Source organism: Ruegeria sp. AO1, from assembly GCF_056535985.1.
In genome coordinates this window covers 2493444-2514521 of the sequence record NZ_JBQFJC010000001.1, presented here as the reverse complement: position 1 = coordinate 2514521, position 21078 = coordinate 2493444, and the positions used below count along the sequence as shown (strand labels likewise).

Below are 21078 nucleotides of genomic sequence, written 5' to 3'. Positions count from 1 at the left end.
GTCAAATTAGACTAGAAATGATCTTTTCAAGCAGGCTCAAGAAATCAGCCATATGTGCAGTATCATTCACCGCGTCACGGTCATTCTGATCGCACAAAGGGCGGGGTTATCGCTAGCAGAAACTACGAGTGCTTTTGATGCTCTCCTTAATGATCTTGCGATCTCGGGAAGCATTGGTTTCATCGGAAGCAGATGTCTCGGCGTTGCTGAACGCCCGCTAGCGAATGTAGATTACAAGCTTTCACAGCTCGGGTCAGGTCCCCATTTACTTGGCACGGCCGACACGAAGAGTTGGTTTGAAACCCGAAATCGGTCGTTCAAGTACAAAGTGGCAAGGTCGGCAAAGTTCGTTTCTCTGACATTCATATACCATCTCGGGGAGTTTGCTTGCTAGTACTTTGCCTTGAATCCCAGCGCTACGCTGAGATTCTCGTCGGATTACGCGTTTCAGCGCATTGAAAACCCCGCTAGTATTATTCGTAGCTTGACGTCCGAGAAACCCCTCCATGATCGAAATCCGCGACCTCCAACTCCTCAGCGCCCTTGCGCGGCATCGGCATTTTGCCAAAGCGGCTGAGGAGTGCGGGATTTCCCAGCCTGCCTTCTCGATGCGCATTCGCAATCTTGAGGACCGTTTGGGTGTCTCGATTGTCCGGCGCGCCAATCGGTTTCAGGGCCTGACCGAAGAGGGTGAGATGATCGTCCTGAGGGCGCGACGCATTCTGGATGATGCCAAGGCGCTGGAACAGCAGGTGCAGGCTGCAAAGGGCGAAATCACCGGCACTTTGATGCTGGGTGTGATCCCGACCGCCATCGCCTTTACCGGACGACTGACGAAACATTTGCGTAAGGCGCATCCGCGGATCGTGACCCGGATCGAGACCATGTCGGCCTCGGCCATTCAGCATCGGTTGGACGAAGGCAGCCTGGATGCGGGCGTGACTTACGGCGACAGTATCGGCACCGATTTGCGTCAGGTGCAGCCTCTTTATGAGGAAACCTATGTCCTCCTGGCCCCCGCGCATATGGTCGAGGATACCGGACCGATCCCTTGGGCCAAGGTCGCAGATTTCCCCCTCAGCCTGCTTGTGCCGCAGATGCAGAACCGACGGATTCTAGATCGGATCTTTCTGGATCAGGGGCTGCACCCGGATGTGGTGGCCGAAACCAGTGGCTTTACCGCTTCGATGGTGATGGCGCGCGAGGGGTTGGCGGCCACTGTGGTTCCGCGTGTTCTGCTGCGATCTCTGGGTGATCTGAAGGGGACCAAAGTGCTGCCCTTGATTGACCCCGTGGTCAGCAAACCGATTTGCCTCGCGACCCTGATCCGAGATCCGGAATTGCCAACAGTCGAAGCCCTGAGGGCGGTTGTGACGTCTTTGCGGTGATAAGGTGTCGTTATCGTGCGATTGCATAAGACGATTTGACGATATCCTCCTCTGATGAGACACGGAGCCTCAATCGGAGGGCATCATGGCACCATTAGATACCAAGCCATCAGGCGCACCCAAGGGCGTTTGGAAGTCAGGTAAAGGCAAAGGGCGGCACACGCCCAAAGGCCGTCAGTTCACGGATGAGGCACAGGCGGAGATTGCGCGCCTGTTGGGGGATCGCCCCCGTCGCCGCGATTTGCTGATCGAATTTCTGCATTTGATTCAGGACGCACACGGCCATATCAGCGCCGACCACATCGCCGCCTTGGCGGTTGAAATGCGCATCGGTCAGGCCGAGATCTATGAGACCGCGACCTTCTACGCCCATTTCGACGTGGTGAAAGAGGGTGAGACGCCTCCTCCGGCGTTGACGATCCGCGTCTGTGACTCCCTGTCCTGCGAAATGGCCGGTGCCCAGCAGCTGCAGAAAGCGCTTGAGGACGGTCTGGACCCGTCCGAGGTTCGTGTTGTCCGCGCCCCTTGCATGGGCCGCTGTGACACCGCTCCGGTGCTTGAGATCGGTCACAACCACATTGACCATGCGACCCCCGAAAAGGTACAGGCTGCAATTGCTGCCGATGACACCCATGCACATCTGCCTGACTACGAAACCTTCGCGACCTATGAGGCCGAAGGCGGTTACGCCAAGCTGAAAGAGATGCGCGAGAGCGGCGATTGGGAGAAGGTGCAGGAAGACGTCCTGTCCTCGGGCCTGCGCGGTCTGGGCGGTGCTGGCTTCCCGTCGGGCAAGAAATGGGGCTTTGTTCGCATGAACGAAGGTCCGCGCTATCTGGCCGTGAACGGCGATGAGGGCGAGCCTGGCACATTCAAAGACCGCTACTATCTTGAGCGCACGCCGCATGTCTTCCTCGAAGGCATGCTGATCGCCGCATGGGCGGTCGAGGCCGAGACCTGCTTTATCTACATGCGTGACGAATACCCGGCCGTGCTGGAAATCCTGCGCCGTGAAATCGCCGCGCTTGAACAGGCAGGGATTGTCGAAGAAGGCTACATCGACCTGCGCCGGGGTGCTGGTGCCTATATCTGCGGTGAAGAATCCGCGATGATCGAGTCGATCGAAGGCAAAAAGGGCCTGCCGCGCCATCGCCCTCCGTTCGTGGCGCAGGTTGGCGTGTTCAACCGCCCGACTTTGGTTCACAACGTTGAGACGCTGTATTGGGTCTCGAAAATCTGCCGCGAAGGGCCGCAGATCCTGAGTTCGGTTGAAAAGAATGGCCGCAAGGGACTGCGCAGCTACTCGATCTCGGGTCGTGTGGCGAAGCCGGGCGTGTACCTGCTGCCTGCCGGTTCGACCATTTTGGACGTGATCGAGGCTGCTGGTGGTATGGCCGAAGGTCAGACCTTCAAGGCGTATCAGCCGGGTGGTCCGTCCTCGGGCCTGCTGCCCGCGTCGATGGATGATATCCCGCTGGATTTCGACACGCTGCAACCGCATGGCACCTTTATCGGCTCGGCGGCCGTGGTGGTTCTGTCCGATCAGGACACCGCCCGCGACGCGGCGCTGAACATGCTGCGCTTCTTCGAAGACGAAAGCTGTGGTCAATGTACGCCCTGCCGTGCCGGCTGTGAAAAGGCCGTGAAACTGATGCAGGCCGACAAGTGGGACACCGATCTGCTGGAAGATCTGTGTCAGGTCATGGGCGATGCCTCGATCTGTGGTCTGGGGCAGGCAGCTCCGAACCCGATCCGCCTTGTCATGAAACACTTCGCTGACGAAATCTGAAGGGAGACAGAGCCATGCTAGACGCAAGCCCAACCAAGACCGTCACCTTCAACCTGAATGGCGAAGATGTCACCGTGCCCGAGGGCTGGACCATCTGGGAAGCCGCCAAGGGCCAGGGGTTCACCATCCCGCACCTGTGCCACAAGCCGCAGCCGGGTTATCGCCCGGACGGCAACTGCCGCGCCTGTATGGTTGAGGTTGAAGGCGAGCGCACGTTGGTCGCCTCGTGTATCCGTCCTGCGGCGGACGGGATGGTCGTGAAGACTGACAGCGACCGGGCCGAGAAATCGCGCGCCATGGTCATGGAACTGCTGGTTGCCGATCAGCCGGAAGAGGCCCATGACACCTCCAGCCACTTCTGGGACATGGCAAAGCTGAACGATGTCAGCGACAGCCGTTTCCCGGCGAAAGAGGCGGAAAAGATCCCGCTGCTGGATGACAGCCACGTCGCGATGCGCGTCAACCTGGACGCCTGCATTAACTGTAACCTCTGCGTCCGTGCCTGCCGTGAAGTGCAGGTGAATGATGTGATCGGCATGGCCGGTCGTGGCCATACTGCGCAGGTTGTGTTCGACCAGAACGACCCGATGGGCGATTCAACTTGTGTCGCTTGTGGTGAGTGCGTTCAGGCCTGCCCCACCGGCGCGCTGATGCCCGCCACCGTGCTGGACGACCAGCAGAAGGGTGACAGCAAGGATTACGACTCTGAGACCGAAAGCGTTTGCCCGTTCTGCGGTGTGGGCTGTAAGGTCTCGCTGAAGGTCAAGGACGGTAAGGTCAAATATGTCGAGGGCATCAACGGCCCCGCCAACGAAGGCCGTTTGTGTGTCAAAGGCCGTTTTGGTTTCGACTATATCCACCACCCGCACCGCCTGACCACGCCGCTGATCCGGCGTGAGGACGCGCCTGAAAAGGGTCTGAACGTCGATCCGGGCAACCTGTCGACCCATTTCCGCGAAGCGACCTGGGAAGAGGCGATGGACCTGGCCGCCACCAAGCTGATGGCCCTGCGCGAAGAAGACCCGCGCAGCGTTGCGGGCTTTGGCTCGGCCAAATGCACCAACGAAGAAGCCTATCTGTTCCAGAAGTTCATCCGACAGGGGTTCCGCCACAACAACGTCGACCACTGCACCCGTCTGTGCCACGCCTCGTCCGTTGCGGCCCTGATCGAGAACGTGGGCTCGGGCGCTGTGACCGCGACCTTCAACGAGATCGAAAACGCGGACGTGGCGATCATCATCGGCTCGAATCCGATCGAGAACCACCCCGTCGCGGCGACCTATTTCAAGCAGTTCGCCAAACGCGGCGGCAAGCTGATCGTGATGGATCCGCGCGGCGTCGGGATGCGCAAGTTTGCTGACGAAATGCTGCAGTTCCGTCCGGGTGCTGACGTCTCGATGCTCAATGCGATCATGAACGTGATCGTCGAAGAGGAGCTCTATGACAGCCAGTACATCCACCGATGGACCGAGAATTGGGAAGCCGAGAAAGAGCATCTGCGCCAGTTCACGCCCGAGGCAATGTCGCCCATCTGTGGCATCGAACCCGAGCAGCTGCGCCGCGTCGCGCGCACTTTTGCACAGGCCAAGGCCGGTCTGATCTTCTGGGGTATGGGCGTCAGCCAGCACATCCACGGCACCGACAACTCTCGCTGCCTAATCTCGCTGGCGTTGATGACCGGCAATGTGGGCAAACCCGGCGCGGGTCTGCACCCGCTGCGGGGTCAGAACAACGTACAGGGGGCCTCGGACGCCGGTCTGATCCCGATGTTCCTGCCGGACTATCAGTCGGTCATGGATGATGACATCCGGGCAAAGTTCAACACTGTGTGGAATGACGACCGTGACTTCTCGAACGAGAAGGGCCTGACCGTCACCGAGATCATTGATCAGGCATATGCAGGCAACATCAAGGGGATGTATATCCAGGGTGAAAACCCGGCAATGTCCGACCCCGATGTTGGCCACGCGCGCGACGCTCTGGCCAAGCTGGAGCTGATGATCGTGCAGGATATCTTCCTGACCGAGACCGCGAACTATGCCGATATCATCCTGCCTGCCTCGGCGCTTTATGAGAAGAATGGCACCGTGTCGAACACCAACCGTCAGGTCCAGCGTGTACGTCCGGCCGTGACCCCTCCGGGTGAGGCGCGTGAGGATTGGAAGATCACCGTTGAGCTTGGGCAGCGCATTGGGCTGAACTGGGACTACACCGATGTGTCGCAGGTGTTCAACGAGATGAAGTTGACGATGAATTCGCTCAACAACATCACGTGGGAGCGTCTGGAAACCGAGACCATCACCTATCCGTCCCTGTCCGAGACAGACCCGGGTCAGGCGATCGTGTTCGGTGACGGCTTCCCACGTGCGGACGGCAAGGCCCGCTTTACTCCGGCCAGCGTCATCCCGCCGGATGAGGCCCCGGATGACGAATACCCGATGATCGCCACCACCGGTCGTCAGCTGGAGCATTGGCACACTGGTTCGATGACTCGTCGCGCCAAGGTATTGGACGCGGTTGAGCCAGAGGCAAACTGCTCAATGAACCCGCGGACCCTCAAGCTGATGGGGATTGAACCGGGCGAGATGATCTGCCTGACTACGCGTCGTGGCTCGATCGAGATCATGGTTCGTGCCGACCGTGCGATTGCCGAAGATATGGTGTTCATCCCGTTTGCCTATGTCGAGGCAGCGGCGAACATCCTGACCAACTCGGCCATCGACCCCTATGGCAAAATCCCTGAGTTCAAGTTCTCGGCGATCCGCGTCGAAAAGATCGAAGACGCCATCGCGGCGGAGTAAACTCCACTCCAGACACTCGGAAAAGGCGGCCCATTGGGTCGCCTTTTTCGCGTCTTGACAGCGGCTTACACGCGGCCAACCCTGTCACCGTCATTCATGATGGAGTTGCCGATGCCCCGCCGTTTCGTCGATTTATCTGTTCCACTGGAAACTGGGATCGTATCGGACCCGCCGATCATGCTGCCTGAGATCGAGTACATGACCCACGATCAAACGGCCGAGCAGGTCATGTCCTTCTTTCCCGGCCTGCAAAAGGATGACCTGCCGGGCGGCGAGGGCTGGGCCATCGAACGGTTACAAATCGCGACCCATAACGGGACCCATCTGGACGCGCCTTATCATCATCATTCGACGATGAACAAAGGCGAGCGGGCGATCACCATCGATGAGGTGCCGCTGGAGTGGTGCATGAATCCCGGCGTTAAACTGGATTTTCGCGATTTCGAGGATGGCTATGTGGTCACAGCAGCGGATGTCGAAGCTGAACTGAAACGGGTCGGCCATACGCTGAAACCGTTGGATATCGTAGTCGTCAACACTTCTGCCGGGACGCAATATGGTCAGCCCGACTATCTGATGAAGGGCTGCGGCATGGGGCGCGAAGCAACCCTATATCTGACAGAACGCGGCGTGCGCGTCACAGGCACGGATGCCTGGAGTTGGGACGCGCCCTTCCCGTTGACCGCACAGGAATATGCGGAAACCAAAGATGCCTCGATCATCTGGGAGGGGCACCGCGCCTCGATGGAGATCGGCTATTGCCACATGGAGAAGCTAACCAATCTCGAAACACTGCCCGCAACGGGGTTTGAGATTTCTTGTTTTCCCTTCAAGATCAAAGGAGCGTCAGCCGGGTTCATTCGCGCTGTCGCGATCTTTGAGGACTCCGAGGAGTGAAAATCACCAACATGTCGCAAGATACACAACCCCTTGGCGGCCATGATGGCCCGTATGATGCACCGATCGAAATCCACAGCTTTGCTTTGCAGCCGGACTGGATCGACTACAACGGGCATATGAACGTCGGCTATTATGGCGTTGCGTTCGACATGGCCTTTGAACGTTTGCTGGTCGATCATCTGGGTCTCGGTGAGCCGCAGGTCGCCGCGATGGGGCAGGGGCCTTATGTGCTGCAGTCGCATATGCAGTTCCTGCGTGAGGTCACTCCGGACATGACGATCCACTTTCGGTTTCGGCTGCTGGATGCAGATCAGAAACGAGGGCACTATTTCGGGCAGATGGTTTCAATGCCGGATGAAACGGTGTGTGCCACGCAAGAGGTGCTGTTCATAAATGTCAGCCACGCGACGGGGCGGTCTGCGCCTTACCCGGATTGGGCGGTCAGGCGGCTCGCGCGGATGGTCGCCGATCACAAGGCGCTTCCCGCGGCACAACAAATCGGCCAGTCGATTGGTATTCGCCGAAAGTAGTCTGCTAGTAATCGCGCTCGAAAAACAGCCCGATCCCGGTTTCTCCGCGCCCGTCAACAGTGCCCCGGACAGTGAAGCTGTCCGTGACGTCCAGGTTCAGGTTCACCTCGGTATCGCCGTCTGTGTTGACGGTGAAGTCCGTGTACAGATTGTCCCCAAGATATGCTCCTGCGCCAAAGCGGCCCGCGCCGCCTTCGGTCGCACCGATATCCACCGTGTCAACACCGGTCGAGTCCCGCAGGCCCTTGGTCGCATCGCCGCCGGCCCCGCTAAGTTGTGCCAGAGAGGCCGCCATCTGTGCGATGACAAAAGGTGAGAGTTCCGAGAACCGGTTGCCAAACAACAGCATGGCCAGCGCCTCTTCGGTCGGGCGTTCGGGGTCTGAGAAAACATTGACTTCGGGCGAATCCAGAGGCCCGGCGATCTCGATCGTGGCGGTTCCGTCAGAAGTGCTGCTCGAGGATTCAAACTCGATATAGGGTGTCAGGTCGCCTTGCAGCGTCACAATCCCTTTGGTCAGGGTCAGCCTGCGTCCCAGAATGTCCAGATTACCGCGCAGCAGTTCGATCTGGCCCGAAGGGACAACGGAAGTCGTGGTGCCACCGATTGAGATATTCCCACCCAGTTCCGCATTCACGCCGCGCCCTCTTACAAAAACGGCCTTGGGGGCCAGCAGACTGATATCCAGCGCGATGCGCGAGTTGCTTTTGCTTTGCTCTTCCTTGGCGATCAGTTGCGCCCGTTCGCGGGTGACATAGCCCAGACGGCTTTCGTTGATATGCTGTATTTCGGGGATCGGAGCTGCGCCGACGGCGCCCGATGCAGCGGCGAGGTTGATGTTGGTTTCGCCAAATGTGATCTGCCCCGCCAGGCTGCTATTGCCTGTCAGAGCGCCCGCCAACACAATCTGACCGTTCAGCGTGGTCTCGTAGAGCAGCTGGTCGGTCAGCACGAGGTTGTTCAATGTCGTCGTGATCTGAGCGTTGAACGGCGGGGTCAGGTCGACGGGTCCGCTGACGGTGAACCCTCCGCCAGCGCGCATGGCCCCGTTCATCGATATCGTGGCGCGGCCTTGGGCCAGATCGACCGACCCGCCAATCCCTGTGATAGTTTGCCCTGCAGTTGGTATCGCAAAGGACGTGCCCGAGGTTGTGATTGTACCCGACAGTGCCTCCAGCCCGGGTTGGCCCTTGAGTGCCAGATTGTAACGGGCCGAGCCTTCGATCTTGTTGGGCGTGATGAACGCATTGGCGATACCTAGATTGATCCCGCCCTGGGCGGTTACATCTGCCAGACCCGTACCCTCATCAAACGTGCCGGACAGCTTGGTGCTGAGATCCGCGGGCCCTGTCGCGTTTGACGAAATCGTCCAGAGTCCATTGTCGCGTTTCGCGGTACCTTCGGCCGTCACTGTGCCGGGGAAGTCCGGTACAAAGCGTTCGATCCGGTTGAACTTGGCCTCATAGTCAAGATCTGCCGAGCCATCCGTCTCAACCGTTCCGACAACGTTTACATACGAGCTGTCAGGCCCTTGCAGGCGCGCGGTGCCTTCGAGCCCCGACTGAGTAGGCGCGACATTGCCATCCAGTTTCAAAGGGCCGGACAACGTAGTGGAAAGGCGGCTGAGGTCATCCAGCATCGCCGAAAAGTTCAGCCCGCCTGATTCACGATCAAGCTGGCCCGAGGCATTTGCCGTCAGCGCCGTCCCGTTTAGCCGGAACGTGCGGATGTTCATACCGGCATCAGTGTTTTCGGCATCCACGTTCAGAGTCGTGCGACCCGAAACCAGCGCGTCCAACTGGTCGATCCCAGTTCGGATGTCATTGGCCTCGACCGTGCCCTGCACATCGAACAGCTTGCTGGCCATAGCGCCTTTGCCCTGCATATCGGCCTTCACAGACCCAGCCAGATCCCGACCCGCAAGGCCCGAGAACAGCGACAGGTCGGGCACGTTCGCTTTGGCTTGTCCGTCGACGGCCAGATCGCCAGTGGGATCTGTGATCGTCGCAGTGGCCTCGGCCGTCAGAGCGCGCCCGTTGATCGTGGCCTGACGAATCTCGATCTGCTCTTGCGACAGTGCACCATCGAACTCGATTGAGGTCTGCCCGGCCAGAAGCGGATCCAGGTCATCCATACCAGTCTTGATATCCCGCGCCGTCACGCTGGCCGTGCCGTCAAACTCCAGCGTTTGGACTGTACCTTTGCCGTCCAGACTAGCCTGTACCGAACCACCCAGATCACGCTTGGCGAGGCCCGAGAAAACCGACAAGTCCCGCGCGCTGACCGTGGCTTGCCCGTCAATGGACAGGTTCCCATCCGGTGTCGTCACGGTGCCTGCAGCCTGTGCCCTGGCGGCGTCTGCGATCAATGTGAAGTCCCGGATTGTCACGCCGTCCGAGCCGCGTTTTGCGTCCAGTGTGATCGTGGTCTCGCCCGCAATCACCGGATCGATGTCGTCTCGACCAGTGGACAGATCGCGGCCTTTGACGGTGACTTTCCCGTCAAAACTGCGCTCCAGCGGAGAGCCGCTGCCTTCGACGGTGGCCGTGACCTCGCCGCCGAGGTCAAGCTTGGCCAGATCCGAGAACCGCGAAAGGTCGGAGGCGTTGAGCCTCGCCGACCCGTCGATATCCAGGCCGCTGGTTAGCCCGCTGATCAGCGCGTCGAGATCAAGTGTGTAGTCCGCCCCGATCAACTCAAACCCGGAAAGGTTCAGCGTCTCGTCGCTGCCATATTCGAACACGCCGTCCAGCGTGATTCTGTCGCCTATCGCGGTGTTCAGGGCGGGGTCGGACAGATCTAAGCCGTCAAGTGCGGCTTGCAAGTCACCATCCACGCTGAGGGCATCCCCCTGTTCCAAGCTCCCCTGAGCCGCAATTTGCGCGCGCCGCAGGCTGATCTGGTCTGTGGTCAACCCATTGGCTGTCAGGCTCAGGTCCCACAGATTGCCGTTTTGCTGGTCGAACAGGGCCGAGATTTGAGCGGCCTCGATCGACGTCCTTCCGCCCGAGACGGGCAGGACCACCTTGTCGCCCTCAGGTGGGGTGATGCGACCCTGCAGAGCGGCCAGTTGCAAGGTGCCGCCCGAGGCGAGTTCCAACTGGCCTTCCAGTTTCAGCGCCTGAGACGTGAATTCCAGATCACTGATGTTCAGCGCGCCTTCCGGCTGGGTCTGGCCATCGACAAACAGTCGCGTGTCGGTGCCAAAGAACACATCCATATCGCTGGCGACAAAGGGCGTCAGGTCACCGCCCAGATCGGCGGTGAACGCGATCCCATCCGCCGCACCGCTTTCGGCGGCACGCAGACGCACCTGACCCGTCACGCGCGGTTGGCTGTCACTGCTCAGGCTGATATCTGCGGTGAAGTCCGTCACTGGGCCAGAGCCTTTGGCCGTCAAACCAATGGGAGGGCTGTCGGGGATTTTCAGCGCGGTTGAGATGAGGCCGCCCGAGGCTTCGACAACGCTCAGGTCCAGGTCAATCTGGCTACTGGTGTTCTGGAAGCCGGCTTTGAGGGTGATTTCGTCTCCGGCGCGGTCAAGGCGGGTGATGTCGAGGCTGGTCTCCAATGTTCCATCGGCCAGCGACAGGTTACCGGAGACGTTCAGGTCAGCGGCAACGCCGATCAAAGGCTCGCCCAAGGCCAGCTCATCAATCCGAAGCTCTCCGATTTCAATCGCAACGGGCAGTTCGGGCAGTTGGAACGGCGTGGTCTCGGCCGAAGGGGGGGGAGCCTCCTTGGTTGTGGTGCCGGGCGCGCGAGCGATGTCGATTTCCTGCGCGGTCAACGCGTTGACCGAGAACCTCCCCCGGATCAGCGCCAGACGGTTCCAGTCAAGTTCGGCATCCTTGATGGTCAGCCAGACGCCTTCATCATCAGCGACGGTGATCTCGGCGATGGTGGCGCGGGAGCTCAGCGCGCCTTGCAGGCCTTTGACGGTGACGTTTTGGTCATCCCCCGACAGCGTATCCTGCAGGAACCGCTCGATCATGCTGCCGCCTTCGTCCTCTTGGGCGTTCAGCACCGGGGGCACACAGGTCAGCGTGCCGATCAGCAGCGGATATGCGAGGTAGCGTTTCAAAATGCCTGTCCAATCCCGATATAGAATTGCAGCCCGTCGCCGGTGTCGCCCTGAACCGGGTAGGCCAGATCAAAACGTAAGGGTCCGAATCCCCCCAGATCATAACGCACACCCAGACCGGCACCGGCGTGATTTTCGGCATCGCTGCCAATGAACGACGATGTATCCACGGTACCGTAGTCATAGAACCCGACCAGTGACAGGCTTTCCGTGACTTTGCCGCGTACCTCACCAGAAAAGCCGAGAAACGATTTTCCGCCTGCGATGCCGGTTCCCACCGGAATACCCAGGCTTTCGAAAGGCTGCCCGCGAACGGTTCCAGCACCGCCCGAGAAGAACAGGAAGTCCGGCGTTACCCCATCTGCTGATGGGCCAATGACAGACCCAATTTGAACACGCCCGGCAAGGACCAGTTTTCCGCCAGTACCCAGACTGGTGTAGGCCCGTCCGTCTCCGAAGAGGCGAATGCCACTTTCGGTTCCGGAGAACCCTGCGAAGGGAGTGGCCTGCGCGTCCAGATAAAACCCGCGTGTCGCGCTGATCTTGCTATCGCGCTCGTCCCATTCTGACCGAAACGGGATTATGAAGTATCGGAATTTTCGCCCATCTCCGTAGGCGTCATCGGCATCCGACCACTGAAAACCGACAGACGCTTCGGCATAGAGCCTGTCTGAAAACGTGCGCCGCGCACCATAAGCCAATGAGGCCACGGTAACGTTGTAGTTTTCCGTGTTGCGTCGTTCCAACAGAGCGTTCCAGAACGTATTGTCGTCGGGTCCTAGTCGGTCGGGTTGGTCCAGTCTTAAACCGATCCGCCCGTCCAAATCCTCGGCCCCGCCAATGTTGCGCAGGGCGGCTTCAAATCGTAGCCGCTCGGCCCGGCGAAAAACGTTACGGTGAGTCCATGTGGCCGTCACATCCAACCCATCGCGAGAGGCCAGTTCGACCCCAAAGGTCAGGCGGCGTTTGGGCAGGTCTTCGAAGGTGGCATCGAAATCCAGCGTTCCATCGGGGTTGGGGGTCTCGCGTTCTGTGATCGAGACTACGCTGAAGGTACCGGTCCGGCGCAGGCGCGTGCCGACTTTCTGGATTTTGGCGGGAGAGTAGACCTCGCCGCTTGGGAAGCCTGCGATATCTTCGATGGAGCGGTGTTTGACGTCAGTGTCGCCCTTGATGAACATTCTGCCGAAAGTCAGGCGACGCCCCGGATCCAGATCAATCTGTGCGTCCAGCTGCGCCTGTGCATGGCGGGCGATGATGGTTTGGTTCGCAAGTTCGGCTTTTGCGTGACCGGCATCTCTCCACCCCTGCACCCCGGCCGAGGTTGCCTGTTGGATTGCCCCTGTAGTGGCAAGTTTGCCCGGCGCGAACTCTTCCGGCAGCACTGTGTCCGGGGCCACGGGCTGTACGATTGCTTTGCCGAACCGGAAGCTTGGGCCAGTTTCTACGGTGATCACGGCGCGGTTGATTTGCGCGGGAACGCTCAGGGTGCTGAGGTCCGCGGCCTCTTTGCCGTCGAGTTTGATGCTGACCACGGGGCTGAAATAGCCCTCGTCGTAAAGAATCTGAACAATGGTGCGATAGTCTGACAGGGCGGCTGAGAGGATTTCCAAGGGGGTGTCCAGACCACGGGAGTCGGCGGTCGTGACGGACGAAGTCTCCTCAATGCGTTCTCTTAACTCTTTTGAGGCCCCCGGAGCGACGAGATTGGTTTCAAGGGCCAACAGGCCGGTTGGGGCCAAAGCTGTCATTGCGGCCAAAAGCCAACCCGTCAGACGGCGTTGCGGTCTGCTGCCCTGCATCAAATGGCTCCAACTGCCTCAACTCGAATACTATTCGACCGCGCTGTCGGATCGCGGTCGATTAAATTCATGTTAGAGCATTTGAGGCCGTTCAGGAAAAGGCTTTTGATGTTTGGATTGCGAATAACGCCCGCAGCTGTGTTGCGTCTGGGTCGACGGCTTGGGGCGGCTCCCGCCCGGTTTGGTCGCATCGTAGATGCACCCAACCCGGTTGGGCCAGGCAGCGCGCGGGGCGCGTTGCGGTTGCGACGGGTCAGGCGGCGGTCATCAGGCGGGCGACGTCCAGCATACGCGCGGAGAAGCCCCATTCATTGTCGTACCAGCCAAAGACGCGGACCTGGTTCGCGCCGACCATGCGGGTCTCTGGTCCGGCGATAACCAGCGACTCGGGCCGGGCGCGCAGATCAGAGGAGACAAGTGGCATGTCGGTCCATCCTAGAACCGGCGACGCGCTGACCTGATCGCGCAGAGCTTTGTCGAAGGACTCTGCGTCAAGGCTGCGGTCCAGCGTGACGATCAGGTCAATGGCCGAAACACTGGCCGTTGGCACCCGTACCGCCGCGCCTGAGATGCGCCCGGCCAAATGCGGCAGGACGACATCGATCAAGTGGATCGCGCTTGACGTCGTTGGGACCATCGAAAGCGCGCCTGCGCGCGAGCGGGCAAGATCGCCGCGTGGTGCATCCACCATCGGTTGGCTGTTAGTATAGCAGTGGATCGTCGTCATGTGGCCCGTGGTGATCCCGCCGATGTCATCCAGAACCCGGACCAGAGGTGCCAGCCCGTTGGTTGTGCAGGACGCGTTCGAGACGACATGAGCGCCGCCCAATTGATCCTCATTGGCGCCAAGGACCACGGTCACCTCGGCGGCGGGAGAGGGGCCAGAGATCAGCACTTTGCCCGCCCCGGCGGCCAATCCACGCCGTGCCACGTCGGATGTCCGCGCGATGCCCGTGCAGTCCAGCAGGACATCGACGCCGGACAGGTCGATATTTGCGAGATCAGAGCTGTGGGTCATGGGGATGGACTGCCCATCCACGACCAGCGCGCTGTTTCCCTCAGAGACGTCTCCGGCATAGGGGCCGAAGGTGCTGTCGTATTTGAACAGGTAGGCGCAGGTTGCCAGAGGTGCGATGTCGTTGATCAGCACCAGCTCGATATCCGATCCTTGCGGCATGGCCAGAACCTGCCGCAGGATCGTGCGGCCAATTCGGCCGAATCCATTGATCGCGAGTTTCATGCGCAAGCTATGGCAGGCGTCTCAGGCGACCTCAATGAAAGTATTGTACCAATTTCAGTTGCAGCTAACCTGCGAGAAAAACTGGCCCGAGATGTTCTGATACATGCTGGCCACGATGGGTCTGCAGCCAGTGGCCTGCTGAATTGCAGCAATGGCCTGCAGGGTCCGCAGGCGCGGTGGCGGGCCGAACGGGTTGAGGTTGTTGTTGTCCCGAGTGGCGCGGTAGATCACTGGCTCTTCAGCGACTTGGGTCACCGCCCAAGTGCGGCTGAGGACCACGACGGACTTGGTCTCTTCCTTGGCGATAGCAGGGGCGCTTGGCGCGACGGTCAAAGTGGCAGCCGCGGCGAGGGCCAGAAGGGGCAAGCGCAGGGTCATTATGCAAACTCCTACATTCAAATGAGAATTTCCCTGATTTCACCAGATTTAGGCGCTGCTGTGAACCCTTTCGGGTCAAATTCGCAGAACCTTTACGCGTTTCAGGCGCTCAATTTGGATTTTCTGAAGGTGCAACCGCTCGGGGCTTGGCCCGGCCAGCGCTGGGGTATATCCTTGAGGACAAATTGATTTCAGTCATGTGAGGCACAGATGAAAGCCCGGATTTCTTTGGTTTTGGCAGCTGTAGTTCTGACAGTTGGGGCGGTTCAGGCCAAACCTCTGTCACGGATTATTGCGGAAACGGGCCTCAGCCCGCAGGATTTCGAAGTGTTGAGCGCAGCCTCGACCGCGTTGTTGACCAGCGGTGCTCCGTCCGTTGGGCAAGAACGCGCATGGACCAACGATGCAACAGGTTCGAAAGGCACCGTGCGTATCGCTGCGGTACAGGGGAACTGTGTCTCGTTGCAGCATTCCGTTGAACCCGGCGGAGAAGAGCAGAACCGGCAGATTCGAACGCGCCGGTGCAAGGACGCCAACGGGAACTGGTTGCTGACACCCTGATTCGCTTCAATAGCCCCTGCCTCGGTCGATCTCATGCAGCAGCGGCTTGCCCGAGGATAGCCGTTCGAAATTCCTGGCCACGTCTGCAAGTGCATCCCCCAGATGCCAGCCCGAGACATGGGGCGTGATCGTCACGCCGGGATGCTGCCAAAGAGGACTGTCCTGCGGTAAAGGCTCCTGAGAGGTGACGTCCAGAACGGCATGGCCGGGTGTGCCTGCGTCCAATGCAGCGATCAATGCGGTCTCGTCAATCAGATCGCCGCGCCCTGCGTTCAGCAGATGGCTGCCGGGCTTCATCGCCGCCAATATGTCGGCACCAAACAGTCCAACGGTTTGCGGGGTCGAGGGTAAGATGGCGCAGACGTAGTCGCACTGACCAAGCAGTTCAGGCAGGGCATCCTGACCGTGCAGGCAGGTCACGCCGTCAATTTGCTTGGGTGACCGGCTCCATCCCATGACCTGGAAGCCAAGGCCTTTCAGCATGAGGGCCGTGCGCGTGCCGATCGTACCAAGCCCGAGTACACCGACCTTTGTCTCTGACGTGATGCGCGGCGCATTGGGGGACCATTCGGACCGGCGCTGGGCGGCTTCGTAGTCTCCCAAATGGCGCTGGGCGCGCAGGATATGGGCCAGAAACCACTCGGCGATTTCTTGTGCCGGGGCGTCCGGCCTCAGGCGTGCGACGCGGATATGATCGGGCAATTTGGGATTGCCGACGATGGTTTCCACGCCAGCGCCCAGTTTCTGCACCAGTTTGAGGTTGGGCAGGCGCTCAATATGCGCATCCTGTAGTGTGCTGACCGCCACCATGGTGATTTCAGTCGGATTCCCGATCGTGTCCGGGGTGCGGACATCAGCGTCGGGCGACTGGTGCAGAACCTCTTTGGCCAAATCCGCATCGCTGATCCAGTTGGACAGGCCGGTTTCGATCAAAAGTGCCATGGGTGCCTCATGTATTGGAAATAGATGGAGGTGACGTTCCGTCACGGAACTGGACAGGGTCCGGGCAGCTAAGCCATTCTTCAAGCGAAGGTAAAGCCCGAACCGATGGGCAACGGAGGAGCGTTCATGAACATGTCATTCGGTCTGCGCGAGGAAAACCGCGCCCTTTTGCAGCGTGTCGCAGATATGATCCGCGATGAGATCATGCCGCTGGAAGAGGAATATCAGGCCGAAATCGGCAAGGGAGACCGTTGGCAGTACACGGACCGTCAGGCGGAAATCCTTGAGGGGTTGAAAGCCAAGGCCAAGGCCGCCGGGCTTTGGAATTTTTGGCTGACCGACAGCGAAAAGGGCTTTGGTCTGACAACGGTCGAATACGCTTATTTCGCCGAAGAGATGGGTAAGACACCCCTTGGGGCCGAGGTATTCAACTGCTCGGCGCCCGACACCGGAAACATGGAGGTGTTCGAGCGCTACGGCACCGAGAAGATGAAAGAGCAGTGGCTGACGCCTCTGCTCGAAGGCCAGATTCGCTCGGCCTATTTGATGACCGAGCCGGACGTGGCCTCTTCTGACGCGACAAATGTGTCTATGTCCTGTGTGCGGGATGGGGATGACTATGTTCTCAATGGTGAGAAATGGTGGTCCTCGGGTGCGGGCGATCCACGCTGTAAGGTTTACATCGTGATGGTCAAAACAGGGAGCGCGGATCAGGCGAAGCATCAGCGCCAGTCCATGGTTGTGGTGCCAGCTGATGCACCAGGGATCGAGGTCCTGCGGCCGATGGAAGTCTATGGCCACGACGATGCACCCCATGGGCATATGCACATCCGGTTCACCAACGTCCGCATCCCCGCCGAAAACATCCTGCTTGGTGAAGGGCGCGGGTTCGAAATCGCGCAAGGTCGGTTGGGACCGGGTCGCATTCACCACTGCATGCGCGCGATCGGGCAGGCCGAAAGCGCGCTTGAGCAGATGTGCAAACGGTCGCTGCAGCGTGAGGCGTTCGGTAAGAAGCTGGCGCAGCTTGGGGCTAATTACGACATCATCGCCGAATGCCGGATGGAGATTGAAATGGCCCGCCTGCTGTGCCTGAAAGCAGCGTGGTACATGGATCAGGGTGACGCGCGGGCGGCGGCGCCATGGATCAGCCAGATCAAGGTGATCGCGCCTCAGGTCGCTTTGAAAGTGATTGACGAGGCAGTGCAGATGTTCGGAGCGCAGGGGATCAGTCAGGATACCCCGCTGGCCAATGCTTGGACCCATGTCCGCACATTGCGCCTCGCCGATGGGCCGGACGCGGTTCATCGCCGTCAGGTCGCGCGTGCGGAGCTTAGGAAATACACTCAAGAAAAGGTCTGACGCCCAGGATGGCTACCTATGATTTCGAAGATCTCTCCTATTTTCATCAGCGAGAGGACGGGGCTTTTGTCGGCAATGACCCGGCGCGTGGTCCTTGGTCGGCGGAGCATTGTCACGCAGGTCCGGTGAGCGGCCTGATCGTGCGCGCGGCTGAAACCGAGATCGGGCCCGAGAAGATGCTGACTCGCTTGACCGTGGATCTGCTGCGCCCTTTGCCCCTTGCCGGGCTGCGCGTGGCGGCTGAGACTACGCGCCATACCAGAACGCTCGCGACCACACGAGTGACTGTGCATGATCTGGATGATACCCTTTGCGCAACCGCAACCACGATGCATTTAGTGCGTCGGGACTTGGGCGTTGTGCCCAATGTCAAAACGCGGCCATTGCGCTTCGAAGATGCGGTCGAAGGCCCTTTCCCGATCGGAGAGCTACGCCATGACCTGCCCGGTTTTGCGCACTATAGCGACATTAGATACGGGGCGGGGGACAGGCACGGCGTAGGACCGAAAACCGTGTGGATGCGGACCCCGAACCTGTTGGAGGGCGAGGTGCAATCCCCCATCCAATCGCTCTGTGCCTTGGGGGATTGCGGCAATGGAATCTCATGGAATGCCCCAACGGCAGAGATGGGGTTCATGAACACCGATCTGACCATCAACATCCACCGGGAGCCCACCTCGGACTGGTTGGCCTCGCAATCAATTTCACATTGGCAGCCCTCAGGGATCGGGATGTCTCAGTCGGTGCTGCATGACAGGCAGGGGCCTGTCGGAACGGCCCTACAAACGATTGTTCTGTTCCCGCCCAAGTGATCGGTCGGCCAGTTTCTGCATCGAGACCGGAAATCGCATTGCCGATGCGTACTTCGACGCCTATCTTGCCCTTATGCGATGGTTGTTCCCATTCCTGACCTGCTGCCTGCCGATCCCGGCCTTGGCCCACCCGCATGTCTTCATTGACACGGGGTTGGAGTTCATCGTGGACGAGGCTGGACAACTAACCCATGTCCGCGTGACCTGGGCCTATGATGAGCTGTTCTCCCTGCTGCAGTTGGAGGACATGAGGTTGGATCAGGATGGTGACGGCGCGCTGACCGAAAGTGAGCAGCAGTTCCTGACCGGTTTTGATGCGCAATGGATGGAAGGCTATAACGGTGATCTGGTTGTGACCGCCAGCGGTGCCCCGGTTGCCTTGTCTGGCCCGTTGGAGCCGCATGCCACGACCGAAGATGGTCGCATCGTCACCACCCATCTGCGCGCTGTCGAAGGCGGATCTGTCCCGGCCGAAGCGATTTCGGCAAAAGCCTTCGATGAAACCTATTACACCGCCTACGACGTCACCCGTCCGGTCACCGTGTCCGGCCCGGCGACTTGTCTGCTCGAACGGATTGATCCGGATATCGACGGCCAATTGGCGCAGATGCAGGCCTTTCTCCTGACCCTGGATGCAGAATACGACCTTGAGGAAAACGATATCCCGCTGGTCGGCGAAAGCTATGCGACCGAGATTTTGATTTCATGTCCAAATACCTGATTGTTCCCGTCGCTATCGCCTGTGGCCTGCTTTTGTGGTTCTGGGGCAGCGGCGGGTTTGACAGCCTAGCTGCTTGGGCGGCTGGCGAACAACGCGAATTCCAGAACCAGATCGCGCGTGCCCTTCGGGCGGCCCGCGCCGAACAACCTCAGGCGGTGGCAACACTGCTAACCGTTTGTTTCGCCTACGGGTTCTTTCATGCCATCGGCCCAGGGCACGGTAAGGTCCTGATCGGAGGCTACGGTCTGGGCCGTCAGGTCGCCTTCTGGCGCTTGTCGGCGATCAGCGTGCTGTCGAGCCTCGGGCAGGCCTTAACAGCAGTTGTTCTGGTCTATGCCGGGGTTCTGATATTCCAGTTGTCACGTGAGACACTGGTGGGCACGACAGAGCAGGTTATGGCGCCAATCAGCTATGCGGCCATCGCGGCCATTGGTTTGTGGCTGGTTTTTCGCGGGATGCGCAGTTTCGCGCGACGGTCCCGCAGCGATGCCGCGCATGGGCATTCTCACGACCATGAGCATCACCACGAACACCACCATGAGGAACACGAGCACCACCATCATCATCACCATGATGAGGTCTGCTCGGATTGCGGCCATCGCCATGGCCCCAGCGCGGAAGAGGTCGCCAATGTCGGGTCACTGCGTGAGGCGCTCGTGCTGATCGCGGGCATCGCTGCGCGCCCCTGTACCGGGGCATTGTTCGTGCTGATCCTGACCTGGCAGATGGGAATCGCCATGGTCGGAATTGCCGGAGCTTTCGCGATGGCGCTGGGCACCGCGACTGTCACAACGCTGGTCGGCTGGACATCCTTTGGCCTGCGGGGCGGTTTGCTTGCCTCGGCCTCGGCCATGCGATTTGCGTCGATACTGGCCCCGACCATCGAACTGGTGGCAGGGCTAGTGATTGTCGTGATTGCCAGCGGCCTGTTGTTGCGCGCGATTTAAAGCGATCTAGAAAACCGGATCAGGGTAACCGACCCGTGCCAGATACAGCCCTTGCGGCGGGCAAACCGGCCCGCAGGCGGCGCGATCTTCGGCCTCTAGCGCGTCGCGCACATCCTCGGGTGACCACGACCCCGCGCCAACACGTTCAAGCGTTCCTACAAAGCTGCGCACCTGATTGTGCAGGAATGACCGCGCCCGAACGTGAAAATGCACCTCGGGTCCGGAGAAACCCTGCACCTGCTCCACCCGCAACTCATCCAGAGTTTTCACAGGGCTGGCCGCCTGACAGATCGAGGATCGGAAAGTGGTGAAATCATGCCGCCCGATCAACATATCCGCACCCGCCTGCATGGCCTCGACATCCAGCTGATGATTGATCTGCCAAACCTGCCCTTTGTCATGGGTCGCAGGCGCGCGGCGCATCAGGATGCGGAACAGGTATTGACGTTCAACCGCCGTAAAGCGCGCGTGCCAGTCATCAGCGACCCGCGCAGCCTGAACAATCGCCACCGGCTGCGGCTTGAGGTGATAGTTCAACGCCTCGGACAGGCGGAACGGATTCCACTCCTTGACCAGATCGCAATGCGCCACTTGCCCCAGCGCATGCACACCCGCATCGGTGCGCCCGGCGGCGGCAATGGTGTGATCGCCCGGCTGGATGCGGGACAGGGCGTGCTCAATGGCCCCTTGCACCGAGGGCAGCTCTTTCTGGCGTTGCCATCCGGCAAACGGCTCCCCTTGGTATTCGACTTTCAAAGCATATCTGGGCATGGGCCGCTGGTAGCGCGCGGCGCGCGAACGGGCAAGGGGGCGAAAGCGCT

The 21078-nt window shown here is 59.9% G+C and carries 16 protein-coding genes; 10 read left to right on the top strand and 6 right to left on the bottom strand.

Features of this window, described 5'->3' with window-relative positions:
- The first annotated feature begins 506 nt into the window (after nucleotides 1-506).
- The 5 genes from ACR3FB_RS12390 to ACR3FB_RS12370 all read left to right on the top strand — a co-directional run bounded on the left by ACR3FB_RS12390 (nucleotide 507) and on the right by ACR3FB_RS12370 (nucleotide 7408).
- A complete protein-coding gene (locus ACR3FB_RS12390; RefSeq protein ID WP_425083901.1) occupies nucleotides 507-1388 on the top strand; it encodes a LysR family transcriptional regulator in 882 nt (293 codons plus the stop codon).
- A gap of 85 nt (nucleotides 1389-1473) precedes the next feature.
- Complete coding sequence (locus tag ACR3FB_RS12385) at nucleotides 1474-3177, top strand: NAD(P)H-dependent oxidoreductase subunit E (protein WP_480563481.1); 1704 nt, start codon at nucleotides 1474-1476, stop codon at nucleotides 3175-3177.
- Nucleotides 3178-3191: 14 nt separating this feature from the next.
- Complete coding sequence (fdhF, locus tag ACR3FB_RS12380) at nucleotides 3192-5978, top strand: formate dehydrogenase subunit alpha (RefSeq protein ID WP_480563483.1); 2787 nt, start codon at nucleotides 3192-3194, stop codon at nucleotides 5976-5978.
- 111 nt (nucleotides 5979-6089) lie between these two features.
- Nucleotides 6090-6875, top strand: coding sequence for a cyclase family protein (locus ACR3FB_RS12375; protein ID WP_480563485.1), 786 nt, complete (start codon nucleotides 6090-6092; stop codon nucleotides 6873-6875).
- Nucleotides 6872-7408 carry a thioesterase family protein gene (locus tag ACR3FB_RS12370; RefSeq protein WP_480565666.1) on the top strand — a complete coding sequence of 179 codons (537 nt, stop codon included), beginning with the start codon at nucleotides 6872-6874 and terminating at the stop codon, nucleotides 7406-7408. Before ACR3FB_RS12375 ends, ACR3FB_RS12370 begins: the two co-directional genes overlap by 4 nt.
- A gap of 4 nt (nucleotides 7409-7412) precedes the next feature.
- Here the strand turns inward: ACR3FB_RS12370 and ACR3FB_RS12365 are convergent, their stop codons facing one another.
- From ACR3FB_RS12365 to ACR3FB_RS12350, 4 genes are all read right to left on the bottom strand, one after another.
- Nucleotides 7413-11492, bottom strand: a complete 4080-nt coding sequence (locus tag ACR3FB_RS12365) for a translocation/assembly module TamB domain-containing protein (RefSeq protein ID WP_480563491.1) — start codon at nucleotides 11490-11492, stop codon at nucleotides 7413-7415.
- A complete protein-coding gene (locus tag ACR3FB_RS12360) occupies nucleotides 11489-13294 on the bottom strand; it encodes an autotransporter assembly complex protein TamA (protein ID WP_480563493.1) in 1806 nt (601 codons plus the stop codon). The genes ACR3FB_RS12365 and ACR3FB_RS12360 overlap by 4 nt, the downstream gene beginning before the upstream one ends.
- A gap of 253 nt (nucleotides 13295-13547) precedes the next feature.
- Nucleotides 13548-14534: a type I glyceraldehyde-3-phosphate dehydrogenase gene (locus ACR3FB_RS12355; RefSeq protein ID WP_480563497.1), complete on the bottom strand. Its 987-nt coding sequence runs from the start codon at nucleotides 14532-14534 to the stop codon at nucleotides 13548-13550.
- A gap of 54 nt (nucleotides 14535-14588) precedes the next feature.
- A complete protein-coding gene (locus ACR3FB_RS12350; RefSeq protein WP_170377748.1) occupies nucleotides 14589-14912 on the bottom strand; it encodes a hypothetical protein in 324 nt (107 codons plus the stop codon).
- Between the two features lie 210 nt (nucleotides 14913-15122).
- Between ACR3FB_RS12350 and ACR3FB_RS12345 the strand changes: the two genes are divergently transcribed.
- Nucleotides 15123-15473: a hypothetical protein gene (locus tag ACR3FB_RS12345; RefSeq protein WP_480563500.1), complete on the top strand. Its 351-nt coding sequence runs from the start codon at nucleotides 15123-15125 to the stop codon at nucleotides 15471-15473.
- 6 nt (nucleotides 15474-15479) lie between these two features.
- Here the strand turns inward: ACR3FB_RS12345 and ACR3FB_RS12340 are convergent, their stop codons facing one another.
- Nucleotides 15480-16415, bottom strand: coding sequence for a 2-hydroxyacid dehydrogenase (locus ACR3FB_RS12340; protein WP_480563502.1), 936 nt, complete (start codon nucleotides 16413-16415; stop codon nucleotides 15480-15482).
- Between the two features lie 126 nt (nucleotides 16416-16541).
- On the opposite strand from ACR3FB_RS12340, the gene ACR3FB_RS12335 reads away from it, so the two are divergent.
- Genes ACR3FB_RS12335 through ACR3FB_RS12320 form a run of 4 tightly spaced genes read left to right on the top strand, consistent with a single transcriptional unit; the run spans nucleotide 16542 to nucleotide 20257 of the window.
- Nucleotides 16542-17777, top strand: a complete 1236-nt coding sequence (locus tag ACR3FB_RS12335) for an acyl-CoA dehydrogenase family protein (RefSeq protein ID WP_480563505.1) — start codon at nucleotides 16542-16544, stop codon at nucleotides 17775-17777.
- Between the two features lie 8 nt (nucleotides 17778-17785).
- Nucleotides 17786-18589 (top strand): thioesterase family protein, encoded by an 804-nt coding sequence (locus ACR3FB_RS12330; protein WP_480563507.1) that lies wholly within the window; start codon nucleotides 17786-17788, stop codon nucleotides 18587-18589.
- A complete protein-coding gene (locus ACR3FB_RS12325) occupies nucleotides 18528-19310 on the top strand; it encodes a DUF1007 family protein (protein ID WP_480565663.1) in 783 nt (260 codons plus the stop codon). The genes ACR3FB_RS12330 and ACR3FB_RS12325 overlap by 62 nt, the downstream gene beginning before the upstream one ends.
- Nucleotides 19295-20257: a nickel/cobalt transporter gene (locus tag ACR3FB_RS12320; protein ID WP_480563511.1), complete on the top strand. Its 963-nt coding sequence runs from the start codon at nucleotides 19295-19297 to the stop codon at nucleotides 20255-20257. Before ACR3FB_RS12325 ends, ACR3FB_RS12320 begins: the two co-directional genes overlap by 16 nt.
- Before the next feature lie 6 nt (nucleotides 20258-20263).
- On the opposite strand, the gene truA is transcribed toward ACR3FB_RS12320, so the two are convergent.
- Nucleotides 20264-21028, bottom strand: coding sequence for a tRNA pseudouridine(38-40) synthase TruA (gene truA, locus ACR3FB_RS12315; protein ID WP_480563513.1), 765 nt, complete (start codon nucleotides 21026-21028; stop codon nucleotides 20264-20266).
- Between the last annotated feature and the right edge of the window lie 50 nt (nucleotides 21029-21078).